The organism is Longicatena sp. 210702-DFI.1.196, from assembly GCF_020563125.1.
In the GTDB taxonomy this organism is placed as follows: Bacteria; Bacillota_I; Bacilli_A; order Erysipelotrichales; family Erysipelotrichaceae; genus Longicatena; species Longicatena caecimuris.
This window is the reverse complement of sequence record NZ_JAJCPX010000007.1, coordinates 22,965-40,997: the sequence shown is the minus strand read 5'-3', so window position 1 is coordinate 40,997 and position 18,033 is coordinate 22,965. Positions and strand designations below refer to the sequence as shown.

16 protein-coding genes are annotated in these 18,033 nt (G+C 37.0%); 9 read left to right on the top strand and 7 right to left on the bottom strand.

What is annotated here, in order from left to right; translation table 11 throughout:
* Positions 1–210 precede the first annotated feature (210 nt).
* From LI241_RS04915 to LI241_RS04895, 5 genes are all read left to right on the top strand, one after another.
* Positions 211–1,071 carry a DegV family protein gene (locus LI241_RS04915; protein ID WP_008690638.1) on the top strand — a complete coding sequence of 287 codons (861 nt, stop codon included), beginning with the start codon at positions 211–213 and terminating at the stop codon, positions 1,069–1,071.
* 453 nt (positions 1,072–1,524) lie between these two features.
* Positions 1,525–3,345: a beta-glucoside-specific PTS transporter subunit IIABC gene (locus tag LI241_RS04910; protein WP_008690639.1), complete on the top strand. Its 1,821-nt coding sequence runs from the start codon at positions 1,525–1,527 to the stop codon at positions 3,343–3,345.
* Between the two features lies 1 nt (position 3,346).
* Positions 3,347–4,810, top strand: a complete 1,464-nt coding sequence (locus LI241_RS04905) for a glycoside hydrolase family 1 protein (RefSeq protein WP_008690640.1) — start codon at positions 3,347–3,349, stop codon at positions 4,808–4,810.
* A gap of 20 nt (positions 4,811–4,830) precedes the next feature.
* Positions 4,831–5,697, top strand: coding sequence for a PRD domain-containing protein (locus LI241_RS04900; protein ID WP_008690641.1), 867 nt, complete (start codon positions 4,831–4,833; stop codon positions 5,695–5,697).
* A 275-nt stretch (positions 5,698–5,972) separates the two neighbouring features.
* Positions 5,973–7,556 (top strand): amidohydrolase, encoded by a 1,584-nt coding sequence (locus LI241_RS04895; protein ID WP_008690642.1) that lies wholly within the window; start codon positions 5,973–5,975, stop codon positions 7,554–7,556.
* A gap of 156 nt (positions 7,557–7,712) precedes the next feature.
* Here LI241_RS04895 and LI241_RS04890 read toward each other — a convergent pair whose 3' ends face one another.
* Genes LI241_RS04890 through LI241_RS04875 form a run of 4 tightly spaced genes read right to left on the bottom strand, consistent with a single transcriptional unit; the run spans position 7,713 to position 11,493 of the window.
* On the bottom strand, positions 7,713–9,104 hold the full coding sequence (locus LI241_RS04890) for an effector binding domain-containing protein (protein ID WP_008690643.1): 1,392 nt from the start codon (positions 9,102–9,104) through the stop codon (positions 7,713–7,715).
* On the bottom strand, positions 9,094–9,855 hold the full coding sequence (locus LI241_RS04885) for a GNAT family N-acetyltransferase (protein WP_008690644.1): 762 nt from the start codon (positions 9,853–9,855) through the stop codon (positions 9,094–9,096). The genes LI241_RS04890 and LI241_RS04885 overlap by 11 nt, the downstream gene beginning before the upstream one ends.
* Positions 9,852–10,508, bottom strand: coding sequence for a GyrI-like domain-containing protein (locus tag LI241_RS04880; RefSeq protein ID WP_008690645.1), 657 nt, complete (start codon positions 10,506–10,508; stop codon positions 9,852–9,854). Before LI241_RS04880 ends, LI241_RS04885 begins: the two co-directional genes overlap by 4 nt.
* 1 nt (position 10,509) lies before the next feature.
* A complete protein-coding gene (locus LI241_RS04875) occupies positions 10,510–11,493 on the bottom strand; it encodes a YafY family protein (RefSeq protein WP_008690648.1) in 984 nt (327 codons plus the stop codon).
* Positions 11,494–11,709: 216 nt separating this feature from the next.
* On the opposite strand from LI241_RS04875, the gene LI241_RS04870 reads away from it, so the two are divergent.
* The 4 genes from LI241_RS04870 (at position 11,710) to LI241_RS04855 (ending at position 14,597) form a co-directional block, all read left to right on the top strand.
* Positions 11,710–12,021: a hypothetical protein gene (locus tag LI241_RS04870; protein ID WP_008690649.1), complete on the top strand. Its 312-nt coding sequence runs from the start codon at positions 11,710–11,712 to the stop codon at positions 12,019–12,021.
* Between the two features lie 81 nt (positions 12,022–12,102).
* On the top strand, positions 12,103–12,948 hold the full coding sequence (locus tag LI241_RS04865; protein WP_008690650.1) for a DegV family protein: 846 nt from the start codon (positions 12,103–12,105) through the stop codon (positions 12,946–12,948).
* Between the two features lie 255 nt (positions 12,949–13,203).
* Complete coding sequence (locus LI241_RS04860) at positions 13,204–14,004, top strand: AraC family transcriptional regulator (RefSeq protein ID WP_008690651.1); 801 nt, start codon at positions 13,204–13,206, stop codon at positions 14,002–14,004.
* Positions 14,005–14,120: 116 nt separating this feature from the next.
* Positions 14,121–14,597, top strand: coding sequence for a VOC family protein (locus tag LI241_RS04855; protein ID WP_008690652.1), 477 nt, complete (start codon positions 14,121–14,123; stop codon positions 14,595–14,597).
* A gap of 112 nt (positions 14,598–14,709) precedes the next feature.
* Here the strand turns inward: LI241_RS04855 and LI241_RS04850 are convergent, their stop codons facing one another.
* The 3 genes from LI241_RS04850 to LI241_RS04840 form a co-directional block, all read right to left on the bottom strand.
* Positions 14,710–16,458, bottom strand: coding sequence for a GNAT family N-acetyltransferase (locus LI241_RS04850; protein ID WP_008690653.1), 1,749 nt, complete (start codon positions 16,456–16,458; stop codon positions 14,710–14,712).
* Between the two features lie 81 nt (positions 16,459–16,539).
* On the bottom strand, positions 16,540–17,433 hold the full coding sequence (locus LI241_RS04845) for a LysR family transcriptional regulator (RefSeq protein WP_008690654.1): 894 nt from the start codon (positions 17,431–17,433) through the stop codon (positions 16,540–16,542).
* Between the two features lie 137 nt (positions 17,434–17,570).
* Positions 17,571–17,936: a VOC family protein gene (locus LI241_RS04840; protein ID WP_008690656.1), complete on the bottom strand. Its 366-nt coding sequence runs from the start codon at positions 17,934–17,936 to the stop codon at positions 17,571–17,573.
* Positions 17,937–18,033: the final 97 nt, after the last annotated feature.

Sequence of the window (18,033 nt, the reverse complement as noted above, 5' to 3'; positions counted from 1 at the left end):
TGTTGTCTTAAAGATGACAGCTTTTTTTGTGTGCGGATGATAGCAGTTATGGATCATGAAGAAGAAACAAGAAAAAAGAAAGGTACATTTACTTCATATGGACAATTCATTTAGTTATAGAAACTAGATTGACTAATTATAAGAATTATACTATACTATGTATGTAACAATCGTATTTCAATTTGAAATATAAATGGAGGTTCAAAGTTCATGAATAAAGAAAAGATTGCTATTCTGGTGGATAGCTGTTGTAATGTACCGCAGGAATTCGTAGATAAATATGGAATGTATGTTATTCCTTTAAAGGTATTATATAAAGATCGTGAATATATGGATGGTGTAGATATTACCGCTGAAGAAGTATACCGTGGTTTAGAAAAGGAAATCCCTAAGACATCATTACCTTCTGGAGAACATATTCAGAAGATACTTGATCGTATAAAAGCAGATGGTTATGAAAAGGTCATTGCTGTTACGATATCCAGTGGCTTAAGTGGCACGAATAATATGATCAATTTATTGGCAAAAAATTATGAAGGATTGGAGTTCTTTGTGTTGGATACAAAAAATATTTCCATCGGATCAGGATTTCATGCCATTCAAGCGGCTCGTTATTTAGAAGCCGGCATGAGTTATCAAGCAATTTGTGAGAAATTAGAAAAAGAAGTAATGAATTGTAAGGTGTTCTTTGTTGTGGAAACTTTAGAATATCTGCAAAAAGGTGGTAGAATCGGCCTGGTTGCCTCATTATTTGGGAATGCCTTACATTTAAAGCCAATTATATCATGTAATGAAGATGGTGTGTATTATACGGTAGCAAAGGTAAGAGGAAGAAAGCAATCCATATCCAAGACCAAAGAATTGGCTTTGCAATTTGCCGGTAATCATAAGAAATATAATGTCTCCATTATGCATGGTGATGCTGCTGCATTATGTGAGGAAATTAAGCAAGATTTGCTTCCGAAGCTACCTCATATGGATGTATTTGTCAGTGATCAAGTATCTCCGGCCCTTGGTGTGCACACGGGTCCGGGAACGATAGGAATATGTATTCAGGTATTAGAAGATTAAAATGTTGACAGGTGTTTATAAAAATGCCTGTTTTTTCTATTTGTGCTTTATAGAAATCAAGGAAAGACTTATGTTTACGTTTCATATAAAATTAGCATTCATACTAGCCGCAAGAAGTTGTATATACATTAACAAAATTCGCTTACTTAAGAAAATACAGATGCGAAATGGAAGCATTCTTTGCAATAAGATTAAAAGCATATCTTAAAGTAATTTAATCGATTTAACAATCAAATTGATATTATAAATAAAGTGAATAAATAAAAAAATTCAAAAACCTCTTGTCAAAGCGCTTTCAGCATGCTATATTTATATGCGTAATAAGACATGTAACTGGTAATGCAGGCAGGATCTTACAATATCCAGAAGGCAAATATGTTTGTCTGGATGTATTGTAGATCCTGCCTTTATTTTTTGGCCAAAAATTGCATCGTACATGGGAAGGAGAAAAAAATGGATTATAAAAAAAGTGCAGCCGATATTTTAACCTATATCGGAGGTGAAAAAAATGTTGTAAATTTGGAACATTGTTCCACACGCCTTCGTTTTACAGTAGCAGATCAAACCTTAGTTGATGAAGCAAATCTGAAAAAGGTTCCCGGTGTGATTGGCGTTATTCTAAACGTTCAAGTACAAATCGTTATAGGGAATGCCGTTATTGAAGTGTATAACGAATTGATGAAATTATGTAAACCGCAAGAACAGCAATCGATAAAAACGGAAAAACAAAGTTTTGGCAATACCCTGTTAAGTTTTATTGTTGGCATCTTCCAGCCGCTTGTACCAGCTATTGCTGGAGCTGGTGTATTAAAATCTATCTTGATCCTGTTATCTACATTAGGAATTGTATCGGCAAGTGATGGGTTTTATGTAATCTTATCTTCTATTTCAGATGCGACGTTCTACTTTTTACCTTTAATGGTCGCTGTAACCACAGCAACCAAAATGAATACAAACAAACTTGTTGCTTTGGCTGCCGTCGGCGTTTTATTACTGCCTAATAATGTCGCTTTACTTGCAGAAGGATTTAAAATCTTTGGTATTACGGTAAAGAATGTTGCTTATAACTCTCAGGTGTTTCCGGCAATACTTACTGTATTATGCTTAGGTGTGTTAGAAAAAGGTTTAAACAAAATTTCACCTAAAGCAATTAGAGTATTCTTTGTTCCTATGGTAGCTTTAGCAATTACGATTCCCTTGGCATTCTTGGTATTAGGACCATTAGGATATACATTGGGAGAATATCTAACATCTGCAATTCTGTTCTTATATGATAAGTTAGGATTCTTAGGCATTGCTTTATTATCAGGTATCTTACCATTTATGATTGCAACCGGTATGCATAAAGCTATGGTACCATATGCCGTATCGACTTATGGTAATTTAGGTTATGAAATGATGTATCTTCCAGCTTCTTTAGCTCACAATATTTCTGAATCAGGAGCTTGCTTTGCGGTAGCAATCAAGGCGAAAGATCAGCAGAAAAAGTCTGTTGCTGCATCAGCCGGCATCTCTGCTTTAATGGGAATTACTGAGCCTGCATTATATGGTGTAACATTATTAAATAAAAAAGTGTTAATCAGTGTGATTGTCAGTGGCTTTATCACCGGAGGTTTCTGTGGATTTGTATTATTAAAAAGTTTTGTTATTGCAGGACCTGGACTTGCGAATATCACGATGTTTATCGATCCAAAGAATGGCATGAATTTCATATATGGTGTGATTGGATTTGTTATGGCCTTTATCTTATCTTTCGTTATAACTTTCTTTCTTTGGAAAGAGGAAGCAAATAGTGAAACACCCGAAAATAATGATGAAATCAACACAATACAGGCACCTTTAAAAGGAAATGTGATTGCCTTAGAAAGTGTTAATGATGAGATGTTTTCTAAAAAAGCGTTGGGTGATGGAATTGCTATGATTCCTGAAATCGGTGAATTGTATGCTCCATGTGAAGGGACCATAAAAATGGTATTTGATACAAAACATGCTATTGGTATGGAAACAACGAATGGAACGGAATTATTGTTTCATGTTGGTTTAAATACCGTTGAATTAAATGGGAAATATTATGAAGCATGTGTAAAAGCCGGTGATCATGTAAAGCAAGGGGATCTCTTGTTAAAATTTGATGTAGAGAAAATTAAAAGTGAAGGTTATGATGTAACAACACCAATCATTGTAACAAACACTGCTGCTTATGATATATTTGTAAAAGGAAAAGGACAAATGGATCCAAGTGGGATCATGATGATGACAGAAAGGAAGAAATAACATGAGAACATTTCCAGAAGGATTTTTATGGGGAGGCGCAACAGCTGCGAATCAGATGGAAGGCGGTTGGAATGAAGGGGGAAAAGGATGGAGCGTTTCAGATTGTGCACGAGCAAAGTTTGATGTTGATGTGAAAAATTATGAGAAACAAAATGAAATTACATCAAAAGATATTGAAGAAGCATTAGCACATCCTGAAGATATGGTAAATTATCCAAAACGCCATGGAAACGATTTTTATCATCATTATAAAGAAGATATTAAGCTGTTTGCAGAAATGGGATTTAAAGTATTTCGTATGTCCATTGCATGGAGCAGAATTTTTCCAAATGGTGATGATGAAACGCCAAATGAAGAAGGATTGCAGTTCTATGATGATGTATTTGATGAATTAAAAAAATATAACATTGAACCGCTTGTAACCATGTCTCACTATGAACCTCCTTTAAATCTAACCTTATCTTATGATGGATGGTATTCTCGAGAAGTGATCGGTTTCTTTGAGAACTATGTTCGTACAATTTGCGAGCGATATAAAAATAAAGTAAAATATTGGCTGACATTTAATGAAGTTGACAGTATTATTCGTCATCCTTATACAACCGGTGGATTAATTAAGGATCGCTTTCCAAATAAAAATTTTGAAGAAGTATGTTATCAAGCAATGCATCATCAATTTGTAGCAAGCGCTTTGGCAACAAAGATCTGTCATGAAATTATACCGGGGGCAAAAGTTGGCTGCATGATTACGAAATTATCGTATTATCCTATGACTTGCAAACCTGAAGATATTTTAAAATCACAACAAATGATGCGTAATATTTATGCTTATTCCGATACACAGGTATTTGGAGAATATCCATCCTACTTATTAAGCTATTATAAAAATCATGATATTCATATCCATAAAGAAGCAGGAGATGATGAAATCATGAAAAAATATCCAGTTGATTTTGTATCTTTTAGTTATTATATGTCAAGTTGTGTTGCTGAGGATGAAACAGGTATTGAGAAAACCGCTGGGAATACGGTTATGGGATTGAAGAATCCATATCTTCCTTCTAGTGAATGGGGTTGGCAGATTGATCCTATCGGACTTCGTATTTCACTTGTAGAACTGTATGATCGCTATCGTAAACCTTTGTTTATCGTGGAAAACGGTCTAGGAGCTAAAGATGAGCTGATAGATGGAAAGGTACATGACGAATATCGCATTGATTATTATCGAAAACATTTTAAATGTATGTTGGATGCGATTTTAGAAGATGGTGTAGAATTGATGGGCTATACATCCTGGGCATGCATTGATTTAATCAGTGAATCCACAAAACAAATGTCAAAACGTTATGGTTTTATCTATGTGGATGTTGACGATTACGGCAATGGAACGTATGATAGATATCGGAAGGATTCTTTCTATTGGTATCAAAAGGTTATTCACCATAATAGTTTAGATTTTGAATGATAGATGAAGGAGGAAAGAGAATGGCTAAGATCAAAAAAGTTTTAAATTCCAGTGTTGTTTTGGTCGAGGACGAACAAAAATCCGATTTTATCATATTAGGAAAAGGGATAGGTTATGGTAAAAAATCTGGCGAGAATATCGATGTGAATGACTCTACCTATCAATTTTATATACCTGTTGTGAGTGATAAATCAAAACAGATTATGGATCTTTTAGATGCCATTTCTCCTGAAGTATTGGAAGTGACCCATCAGGTTATTTCTTTGGCTAAAGCAGATTTACATACAGAGTTTAATGATAATTTGTATTTTGTTTTAGCAGATCATTTGAACTTTGCGATAGAACGTTTGAAACAAAACATGGTAACAACCAATCGTTTAATTTGGGAAATACAAAATTTTTATCCTGAAGAATATGCTGCCGGTGTTCATTGTTTAAAATTGGTTAATAAAGCATTACATATTCTACTTCCGGATGATGAAGCAGTGAATATTGCGTTTCATTTGGTAAATGCTCAATCTTCTAATAACCCGGAGTATGACAGTGCTCGTTATGCGAAATTAATAGGAGAAATCATAAATCTTGTTCGTTATTCATTGAATAAAGAGTTTCATAAAGATAGTATACATTATTTACGCTTTATTACACATATCCGTTTCTTTGTTGAACGATTCTTCACGGATAAGATGTTAGAGGATAATGGCGATAGTTTCTATTTAACATCAAAAAATCGTTATCAAAAAGAAGTTGAAGTGGCGAATAAGGTAAAAAGTTTTCTCTATGATCAATACCAGAAACTTATCACTGATGAGGAAATGTACATATCAATCGTTTATTACGTGATGAACCGTCTGTTTAGACGGTTTTTTTCTATGATAAGAGTTTGATTGCATCAAAGTAGAACGTAAAAAAGATGCGAAGAAGAACTTATAGATTTTAAGAAAAGAGCACCCTTCAAAGCTGCCTAAAGCTAGCTATGAAAACAGAATATCGGATTTACATAGTCTAAAGAAATGCATATTGCTATTTTACGATGGCATAAAATAGCATCGTATATATTCTCATACATAAAGCAGTCATATGTCTTAAGATGCCTATCTTTTGATAAACCGTATTTTTCACATGATCGTAAGCTATAATAAAGGTAGAAAGTAGGGATAAGATGAAACATATCTATGTAAATGGAACTATCTTGACAATGGAAGATGTGCAAAAACAAGTAGAAGCAATTTGCTTTGAAAATGAGCGTATTGTGGGATTAGGAAATCGCTCTGATTTGATAAAACGCTTCCCTGAGGCAGAAATTCATGACTTGTGTGGGAAAACAATGCTGCCGGCCTTTCTTGATGCACATTCCCATTTTACAGGAGTAGCCAATGCGCTTCGCCTTTGTGATTTAAGTGATGCAAGATCATTTGATGATATTATTATAAAAATGAAGAAGTTTGCGAAAGATAGAAAATTAGGGAAGCAGGACTGGCTGATTGGTGCGAATTATGATCATAATTTCATGAAAGAAAAAAGACATCCTGACCGACATGTGCTTGATGAAATTAGCATGGAGCAACCGATTTACATTTCTCATGCTTCTTCACATATGGGAGTTGCCAATAGCGCTGCTTTGCAGGCATGTGGTTTACACAATGCAATGAAAGATCCAGAGGGAGGAAGATATGGCAGAGAAGCTGATGGCAGTATGAATGGTTATATGGAAGAAAGGGCTTTTGTGTCTTTTCAAAATCAAGTACCTATGCCATCCATGGAAACGCTGTTAGAGCTGATGAAAGAAGCACAGGCAATTTATGCCAGTAACGGGATTACCACAGTGCAGGAGGGATTTACGCAATCATCTTTATTTCAGTTATTATTGTCTGCCGCTAAGTCAAATACCCTATATCTCGATGTAGTTGCTTATGCAGATGTAAGTGAAGAAAAAGATTTGTTTACCCAATACCCGACTTATGTGCGGTACCAGAATCATTTGAGATTAGGTGGTTACAAAACGTTTGCTGATGGTTCACCACAAGGTAAGACGGCATGGATGTTGGAACCATATTGTGGAAGTGAGGATCGCGGGTATCCGGCGATGACAGATGCGCAGATGTATCAGCGTATTGAAAAAAGTGTTAGAAAGAAACGTCAATTGCTTGTACATTGCAATGGTGATGCTGCCGCAAGACAATACATTACACAATTTGAAAAGGTCATGAAACAACATCCTGAGGCAACGACGCATCGTCCGGTCATGATTCATGCCCAACTGGTCCGTAAGGAAGAACTGGAAAGAATGCCGGCATTAGATATGATTCCATCTTTCTTTGTTGCACACACTTGGTATTGGGGCGATATTCATATTGAAAATTTTGGGAAACAAAGAGCGGATAAGATTTCACCGGCACATACAGCCAAGAAATTGCAGTTGCCCTATACCTTCCATAATGACAGCCCGGTCATTCCGCCAAATATGTTAAAAACATTATGGTGTGCAGTGAATAGAAAAACAAAGAGTGGACATCAGATAGGAAATACAGAAGCCTTATCCGTGGAAGATGCTTTGCGTGGCTTGACGATTCATGTGGCACATCAATATTTTGAAGAAGATAAAAAGGGAAGCTTTAAAGAGGGAAAACAAGCAGATTTTATTCTTCTGGATAAAAACCCTTATCAGATAGATAAGACGAAGTTAGATACGATACAAGTATTAGAAACATGGAAAGAAGGTAAATGTATCTATCAGAAAAAATGAATGCAAAGTAATCATTTTTTGCATTTAAAAGTACATGAATTCATAAATGTTAGGAGTACCTTAGTAGAACATTAGGAGGTACATAGTTATTTTTTAAGTATCTAAGGAAAAAGAAAGGAATGCCTTTTACCTCAAAAATAGGTATATGGCATTCCTTTATAATGTTAGTTGTAGTTGTTCATTTGGAATCGCTGATTTATAAGCACGTATAATATCACTCATACGATATAAGATGCCATACTTGCGACACTCTTTCACAAATAGTTTATACAAACGTCGAGAGTGTGGAGAATTACAGGAATAGCATTTATGATAATGTTCTTCATACGTAAAACGCAATCCGGGATAGTGCTGATCTAGCCAGTGATAATAATAATCCCTTTGATTGTCACGTAAAGACAAACCGAAGCCGCCATATACAAATATAAAATTGGCATGAGCTTCATGTGCTTTTTGAACAATGGTGAGAATATTTTCTTCGGTATCATTAATAAAAGGCAGGATAGGCATTAAGAGGATACCGGTAAATAAGCCAGCTTCCCGTAATGCTTTTACGGTTTCAAAGCGTTTAGAAGATACCGGGGCAAAGGGTTCTATTTGTTTCGACAGGGAATCTTGTGCACAGGTAATCGTGATTTTAAAAATGCTTGGATATTGTTTAGCGATACGTTTTAATATGTCAATGTCACGTAGAATCAAGGTGCTTTTCGTATCAATACCGACCCCATAGCCATAACGTTCGATTAATGCTAAGGCTCCTTTCGTTAGACATTGTGTTTTTTCAAAAGGATTGTAGGTATCCGACATAGCGCCAATGCCAATCGTTCCTTTCTTTCGTTTTTTTCGCAGTTCCATTTCCAGAATCGCCAAAGCATTTTGTTTGCCTTTGACAATATCAAAATCAGCAACCTGATAGCATTTACTGCGTGAATCACAATATACACAGCCATGACAACAACCCTTGTACAAATTCATGTTGAAGTCCATGCCAAACCATGAATGCGCATAACTTTTTCCAGCTTGTGCGCCGCTTCCTGCTAGGATTGTCTTGGCAGGAAGATATAAGAAATCTTTATTTTCATCTTCTTGTATAGGAACATATATGAAAATAGTGGAATCCGATGACTGAAAGGAAAAGCCTTCTTTGTAAACTTCCAAATAGCGAATACTTGTATCTGTGGTTTTGTAAGGAGAAAAGGGGAGTTCTTGTTTCCAAATCGTGTTTATGGTTTGCGTAAGAGCATCCATGCTGCCGGTATGCGTGTATTGCAAAAAAGAACCTCTGGGAATATGCAATAATTCAAAGTCAAGCGGATAACACTGATTTGATACTACACCGCAAAAATAATAATACTGTCCATGCTCGTATAAGGTAATCCCATACTTAATCCAAGGCTGTGTCATAGGCATATGAACACTTTTTAGTTTTGCATTAAATTGTTTCCAGAAATTTTTGATGATGATAAGATTTTCTGATAGCGAAGAGGTAAGGCGTGTGCGCATTCCTACCAAAAAAATATCATCTTGATGTATTTTTTCAGCTTTCATAGGATTGCAAAAGAGCTGTCAACTTCTTTTCTGACAGAATTTCATTGGTGATAAACTGATGGTTTATAAATAATGCATAGGTCGTTACCGGTGCAGGTACTTGTATGGCTTCTTCTTGTGACTCTATAAGATGAAGATGCGCTCTCCACCCTGCTTTTTCTACAATCTCTTTGGCTATGGCGGCATAGTGTGCGGCATGTGGACATTGGCAAGTATAATATAAAACAAAACCATCTTCTTCACAATGCAAAGTTCGCGCTGAATCTTGAAACTTCGGTGTTGCAGCAGCATCCTTTGTGTTAAGAGGAAGGTAGTATAACTGGAAGGGGGTTATCTCATCAACGCATTGGAAGCCTTTATAGGTAAGATAGTTTGGATCAGCTAAAAAGGACATCTTTTTTCGTGATGATAAAATACAAATACCTTTCTTATTGCGCTGTTTGGCATCTTCGATACAATGATTTAATAATGCGTTAGAAATACCTGTTCCTTTGTACTTACCGGCAACCCATAAGCAATTGATGAACAGGCAATGCTCAGCCTGTATGGGTATCCATGCTTTTTCGCCATCAAGATATTCGATAAATGCCTTACCTCGAACATCGGCTTTATAAAAGACCAAACCTTCTGCAATTCGCTTCTTAAGCCATGCTTTCTTATCGGTAGTACGATGTTCGCCTTTCTTTTCTGAAATGGCGCAGCAGATATGCTCTTTGTTGATATTTTCTGTAGTGAGTTGTATATATTTCATTTTTCTGCCTCCTGTTTGATGATGGGTAAACGCAAGATGGTTTTACGCTTTGCTTCACAGATTCGATTAGGGTTACTCAGATAAATTTCGTGGTGAAAACGCAGATTCGCTTCATTAATCATCACTCGATAGCCGCGTTCTTGTGCAAAGGCATGCAATTTGGCGATGGATTGTGGCTCATCATCATAGGATCCGATGTGTAGTATTTGCACACAGTCTCCTTCTTCCCATTCCCATAGACTTACTCCTGAAGTATCTGCATCAGGATGTTTTTGTTCATAGCGTAAGCAAGCTTCTTTTAAGACTTCCGCTGTCACAAAAGCAGGTAAGCGCATGATGGAATACCAATGCAGCTGATCTTTGTGAGCAGTTTCCAAGGCTTGCTCATTTTCCAACCACCATAAGCCTTCTAAAGGAGCTACCACAAAGGGAGAATAACCGAGAATCTCCCATTGTTTTTTCATGCTCATCTTAATTGTATATTGCAATCCATATAGTAGACGCACCGCTTTTGCATAAGCACCATCCTTTTCATTTGGATTTCCTGTCCCTGCTATTTTAAGATAGCTTGCTTTAGAAAGTGTGATGCGCATTGGCTTGGTTTTTACACCATAGGCATCTTTCATTTCTTTTTTTACATCATAGGCATTCATATTATCTTTCCTTTCCCTTTTTAAAAGCAATGCCATCTGCATCAACAGAGGACTTTTCTTTTGTTTCTTGTGTATGCAAAGCTATTGTTTCTACATCTTCTTCATATCGTTTCTGCATGGCTTGTAACCGCTGTTTAACTTTCTCTTTTACTGTTGAAGGAGAAAGTACTTTTGCATAAGGACCATAAGATAACAGCATACCATAGACCCATTCATCCTCAGGGTAGTTAATATGCACAAGGAAATTCCCATCTTCCAGTTTCTCTATCTGCTCAAAAGTGTATTCATCATACAGGCGATATGCCATACAGCTATCCACCCACAAGGTGATATCCGTTGTAGCTATTGGAAGTGTCATATCCTCTTCATCGGGATACTGCATGGGTAAGAAGGTTTCTTTTTCCATGTGCACCTCTTGCATACGCGAGAGCTTAAATAAGCGATAATCCGCTCGTGTAGTACAATAGGCTTTTAAATACCAGGTATGTTCTTTAAACCAAAGCTGAAGAGGATATGCCTGACGTTTGCTTTGACTGCCGTTACTGCCACAATAGGAAAACGAAATAGTATGACGTATTTGAATGGCATCCCGTATGGTTTCAAAATCTTTACGTGAGCGATTAGACCAATCAGAAAGATCCATAGCAATCCAATCAGTTTCTTGTTGATGAAATAAGGTACGCATGCGTTCTAAAGTATCTGTCGAATCATCGGTAATGGTTTGGACACCTTTGAGGGCAGATAGGATGAGTTGTTGTTCTTCTTCGCTTAATAAAGCACGATTTAAGATGAAGTGTTCCATTAAAAAGATACCGCCATCTTTTCCTTTATTGGTATAAATGGGAATACCGGCAGCGCTTAAGGTATCAATATCACGATAAATGGTACGTGTCGATACTTCAAAACGTTCTGCCAACTCTTTGGCTGTCACTTTCTTACGGTATAATAAGAGATATACGATTTCAAAGAGGCGTTGTAAGTGCATAGGATCCCTCCGTTCTATTCTATTGTAACAGATGAATATGACAGATGCTTGTCATATTTAAAAAATGTCGATAAGAAAATAATAGAACAAGCATATTATTCATCATAAATCATCAGCAAAGACATATTGCTAGATTGTGCTTATCTGCAAGGATGCTGTCACTTTTCATTATCATGGGAAAGGAGTATAATAGACAAGAAGAAAGAAGGGTTTTCGATGTTAAATAACGCAGTAAATCGTGAACGATTGATGGGCTATGCAGAAGATGTCTTACTTCCTGCAACAGCGAAAGATATCACGCTTATGGAAACGGTGGAAGAAGAAGGGGAAGAACTTTCTTTATGGCTTGTCACCATGGAAGATGAAGAGGAATATTGGCTGTTGGAGAATGGAAGTCCTTGTGGTATCTATAAACGCAGTGGTATTTATGAATCATCACAACGTGTATTTGATACTTATGCAATCCAAAAAGAACAGGCTCAGCAAGAACCGGTAAAAGACCGTTTTGCCTATGGCTATGAAAAATAAGAATCTTTCTTGCGCATAGAGGTAAGAAAGATCAAAATAAAGAACTAAACAGCTAAGCTGTTAGAAAAGAAGGTGGACGCGATGAAGATTGCAGTATTAACCGACAGTGGCAGTGCTTTAACAAAGGAAAGTGGAAAAGCGTTAGGGTTATATGTGGTGCCTTTAGAGGTCATAGACGGCACGGATGCTTTCCGGGATGGTGTGGATATGACAACACAGGAACTCTATGAGCGCTTAAGGCTGCAGCATACACCTAAAACAAGCATGCCATTAACTTCTGAAATTGAAGATGTACTACAGGAAATTAAGCGAAATGGCTATACCCATATTATCGCAGTCCCTTTATCCTCAGGGTTAAGCGGTACGTATAATACGATGCGTATGTGTGCAGAAGATCTTGCCATACCTATGACCATTATTGAAAACTACACAACTTGTGATTTACAGTGTCATGATGCTTTATTAGCATTAGCATGCAGCAGGCAGAATATGGAGCCAGAAGCTATCAAGGCATATGTGGAAGATAAGGTAAAAGAAAGTGGCACTTTGATCTTACCGAACGATATACAACATCTAAAACGTGGGGGACGTTTAACGCCACTTGCAGCTGCTTTGGCCAGTCTTTTGAAAATCAAACCGATCTTAACGATAGGGCCTAAGACAAAGGGTACCATTGATGTCTATGGGAAAGTAAGAACCGAGAAAAAAGCACAACATGTAGCAGTGCAGGCGATTTGTGATATCATGAAGAACAGTGAAGGGGATATTTATGTCATCCATTCAGACTGTTTGGATAAAGCTACAAATATAGCTGATATTATTCAAAAGGAATGTCCGTTGGTTAAAGTACATGTCAATACGATTTGTGCTGTTATCAGTGCCCATACCGGCTTAGACTGTATCGCTATTCAGTATATTAAAAAATAAATATCGTTTCAAAAGATCAGCTTGCAAAGTTTTTCTTAAGGTATTTTCAAGGGATGTCATCAGTTAAGTGAAGGTTACCTTGTGTAATCTCAAAGGGAAATGACTATGCATTAGGTGTAGGTCTTCTGAAGATGTGTTCCCAATGCAAAACGATAATCAGAATCCCTAAAGGTAAGCGATTTTCCATTAGCAGTGCTTAAAATGAATATGTAACGATATCGCTTTAGAAAAGATATGGAAGGAGAGGAATGCCCTATGCAGATGATCATTGAACCAAAGCGTTTTCTGCATAAGACGTCTTCTCATCTCTATGTGCAACCGCATCCTTTCCTTAAAAAAGCAGTGGCACATTACACTATTTTGCAGGAAAGTGCTTATACCGGCCAAGAAACCTTGCTCTTAGTTCCGGATGTCAGCGGATGCATCGTATTCAAGGTGAAAAAGAATACGATAGATGCTCAGTATTGGGGCCCTACAACAAAACTAGTCGAGGTACAGGCAGAACCAGACGATGCATTTTTCAGTTTTTTTATTGAATTTCATCAAGGTGGTGCTTATCAGCTATTTCAGCGAGGGTTACAGGAACTGTTGGATGAGAAGATTTCCTTGTCGAAGGTTTTACCAGCGTTGCAAGAGCAGATGGTGGAAGCCTATTTGCAAAGTACGACCTTGGAAATGTTTTTAGCTAAGATTGATTGCATATTGTTAAGTGGTGGGCATAAGGATAGCGATATAGTGACGATGTTACGAAAAAAGATGCACCCACAAGTGTCCTTAAAGGAAGTCGGAAATGCGATTGGGTACAGTGAACGGCATGTACAGCGTATCTTTCTGGAGCAGATTGGCTGCAGCATGAAGCACTATCAAAGAATACAGCGCATGAATCTGGCAATCCATCTCTTACAAAATGCGCATTCGCTGATTCAGGTGGCACAGCTGTGTGGATATTATGACCAGTCGCATTTTATTCATGATTTTATTCGAGTATGTGGCTGTACACCGAAAGCTTATGTGGAAAAGATGACAAGCTATTATCAAGAGCCTTATAAATTTTAATATAGTTTACTGTCGCTTAGACAGGGGGCAGATGAAAGGACACAAGCTGTCCTTTTTTTACAATTCTATGTCTTATGAATCGTTTATACTGATAATAAGAGAGAGGAGTGTTACAAATGGTAAAATTTGCAGGAGGACTCATCTGTGTGAAAGATATTCAGCGATCACGCAGATTGTATGAGGAATTATTGGAACAGACAATGTTGGAGAACTTTGGTGAAAATATAGTGTATATGGGCTTTTCTTTACAGGAGAAAAGATGCTGGGCATCGTTTTTAGATGTTGCACCTGTTGATATCAAAGCGGGTTGTTATGATCATGAGTTATACTTTGAAACTGAGGATTTATATGGTTTTATAGAAAAGATGAAAGCATATGATGTAAAGCTTTATCAGCCAATACAAGTAAGTAATTGGGGTCAGCGAATGATTCGTTTTTTTGATTATGATGATCATATGATTGAAGTAGGAGAATCGATGGATTATCTGATGTTAAACTATATCAAGCAAGGACACAGTGTAGAAGAAACACATGAGAAATATCAATTTTCTATCGATTATATCAACAACCTATTAAAAAGGCAGATATCCTAAAAAGACCCGCTGTTTACAGCGGGCATAGTTATTTATATGGAAAATCTGATGCTTATTGAGAATGCGACATCTATACATTTGCTAAGGTTTGATCGTATCGCATAGGATATTATCAGATGGTTTCATTTATATATAGATGCTCTAGCGGTAAGGATGGCTTGTGCAACTGCTTTACCATCATCACGGTCATTAATTTTCCTTTGCCGCTCACATCTTCTTCAATAGAAGTACGAAGATAAACTTTTTTTGTTGTTTGGGCTAAAAGAGATAGCATATTGGTAAACACTTTTGGTGTTGTATATGCACATTCTATAACTTCGACATCCTGCTCATGCTCTTCGATTAACAGATAACCGCATGGTTGTTGATCTTCTTCATAGACATACAATGTCTGTTGCCACAAGTCAGCATAAGGAAGAAATTGTTGAATAAAGTAATCCTTATCACGAATGCGATAGCCCTCTTTGTCTTTTGTATAAGTCTGATAGATGTCCACAAGCGCCGATATTGTAAACTGTGTAGTCAGTTTACCTTTTTCTTCATCTTGTAAATATGCCTGCTTATCCAATTTCCAACGTTTGCCCATATAAGTTTCCACAAAGCCGCTTGATTTGTAAATTTCCCAATCATATGCCTGCAGCAAAATGAAGTTTGCCGATGCATAGGGCTCTTTTTGTAAGACACTATGCAGCAATTGTTTCATATAGCCACAGCCTTCATATGCTTTTTGCGTAGCGACACCGACAACGAAATAGACACGTTCTTTTTTCCCATCCAGAGAAATGTCCATCGGACGTAACTGCAACATAGAAATCAGTTCCTGTTGACTTGTTAACAGCCAGGTATTTTCTTCATGATAAAAATGCGTAAAATAGTATTGGCTGGATGCCTTAGTTTCATCCGCAAAGCTTGTTTCCCATAATTGCATAACGGCATCTTTCCAATGGGCATCCGCCTGATGAATCTTTAAGGGTTGATAACAACTGCCAAACTTTTGAATCTTATATACGGGCTGCATGTCACTCTTGGCTTTACGCAGTTCCGGAAGTCCCATATCATCTTCTCTGTTTAGGTAACGGATGGTATCCGGAAGGGTTTCTAAATAGCATTTCAAAATAGCGATATATAAACCACGATATGCGCGATTTGCTTTTTCCACATGAATTTGTACCATATCTTCAGCCAATCGTGAGGTAATCGAAAAGGCTTCTAATTGATTATCTATGTAAATACATCCGCCTTCTACAGGTAATTGTTCCCAATATTGAAACAAGAGCTCAATGCCGATGATTTCAGCGTCGATTGTTTCATACTCTTCTTCCTTTTTGGTTGCTTTCCAACGCTTTAAAAAAGCCATAACATGAGGAATATCTTCGCGTGTTAAAGGTTTATAATAATACCTTCCTTCATATAGCTTTTCAAAAGCATGAAAGTGATTACGACGTTTCTGCATTTTCTTACCGGATAAAGTTTGTTGCTGCATGCGATCATATACATAATCGCGTGCATTATAACAATCCCAAATTAAAAACGCTTGAGGATATTCCTTTGTGAGCCAATTTTTAAACTCCTTGGTCATTGAATGCACCTCAAAGGCGATATGCAATTGCTCACTGCGCTTTGCAAGCATTTCTAAGGCTTCTTTACGGTAAGACAAGGCACAATATGGCATAAGCCATACAGGCTCATGATGCGGCATTTTCGTATATACCAATGCAAAGTTTTCGTATGTTTCAAAATAGGCCTCATAGCGATTAGACCACATCAGCAACGTCATAGCGTTTGAGTTATATTCACGGTAATCAGCTAGCGCGATATAGGGTTGTAATTCTTTCCAATTTTCAATCGTTAGTTTTTTCATAAAACCTCTCTCATTATTACTATGGTATATTATAGCGCGGTCATCATAAAAAACAAGAAATTTGCTTATAGCAGCGACTTGCTACTTTGTGTATAAGCATTCACCTTTTTGGAATTCTTCCAATAAACGACGATAATCATCCGCAAACTGACTATGTTTACGCCATAAAAATGTAATGTCATGATGCAAAGGCATGCCTTTTAAAGGAAGGATGACCAGACTGCCTTCGGCAATCTCTCTTTTAGCGGTGTTTTCATAAAGAAACGTAATGCCACAGCCTTTCACAGCAAGTTCTTTAATCAGATGAACACTGCCGATTTCCGTATAGGCAGTGAAATCATGTATGGCAATATTCTGCTCTGCTAAATAGCGTTCTAGGATTGCTCTGGAGCCGCTGCCCTCTTCACGTAATAATAATGGACAAGTTAGAAGATCTTCCAGCGTCGTAAGGCTTTGCCAATGTGGAAAGGATGGGGCACAGACCGCAAGAAACGGCTCTTTGCGATAACAGATAGCATCATAAGCATCTTTTGCATAATATCCTTCCACAAAAGCGACATCTAATTTTCCTTGATCAATGCTTTTTAATAAAGTTTTGGTGTTATCAATCGTTAAGGTAATGCTGCGGTTTGGATGTTGTTTTAAATAACTGGCAAAGGCATCTTGCAATAACCCTTCGGCAACACTTAAGGTAGCTCCAATGGCTAAAGGAGCCTCTGTTGGTTGTTTCATTTTTATCATTAATCGTGTTTCATCATGCTGTTGTGTTTGCATGGCATTTAAAAGTAGTTTTCCGGCATTTGTTAAATTTAATTTCTTTCCTGTAAACGTAAATAAGGCACATCCATAATGTTGTTCCAAATAATGAATATGCTGCGACACAGCCGGTTGCGTAATGTGCAAACGCTCTGCGGCCTTTGTATAATTCATTTCTTCACATACCGTAAGAAATGTCTGCATACGAAAATCAAGCATCCTAACACCTCCTGTTCATAATTGCTGTATCTTTATTATAACATTCTTTACATACACCTAAAAGAAGGGCTAAGCTTATCTTTTAAGAAAGATATAAAAGTAAGCAAAAAAACCACCCTAGTGGTTTTTAAGTAGTTTTAGGCAGGAACAATTTCCAACCAATAGCCATCCGGATCTTCAATAAAATAAATGCCCATCGCTTTATTTTCATAACAAATACATCCCATATCGGCATGTTTTGCATATGCCTGTTGGAAGTGATCACAAGAAAAAGCAATGTGACTTTCGTTTTCTCCTAAATCATAAGGTTGTGGATGTTCTTTTAACCATGTTAATTCCAATTGGAATTGGTGAGTATCATCTTCCAGATAAGTTAATTGAAAAGAATCATCTTCTGCTTTTTTAATCGCCGCCACATGCAGCCCTAAGGCTTCTTCATAAAAAGCAACACTTTTTTCAATATTCGTGATATTGATATTACAATGGATTAATTTAAAATTCATAAGCTAGCTCCTTTTTCTTTATTATACGACATAGCTGTGTTCGGAAACAAGTTTTTATCTGATAATGAGAATATGAAACCTAAGAAAAACCGACTTT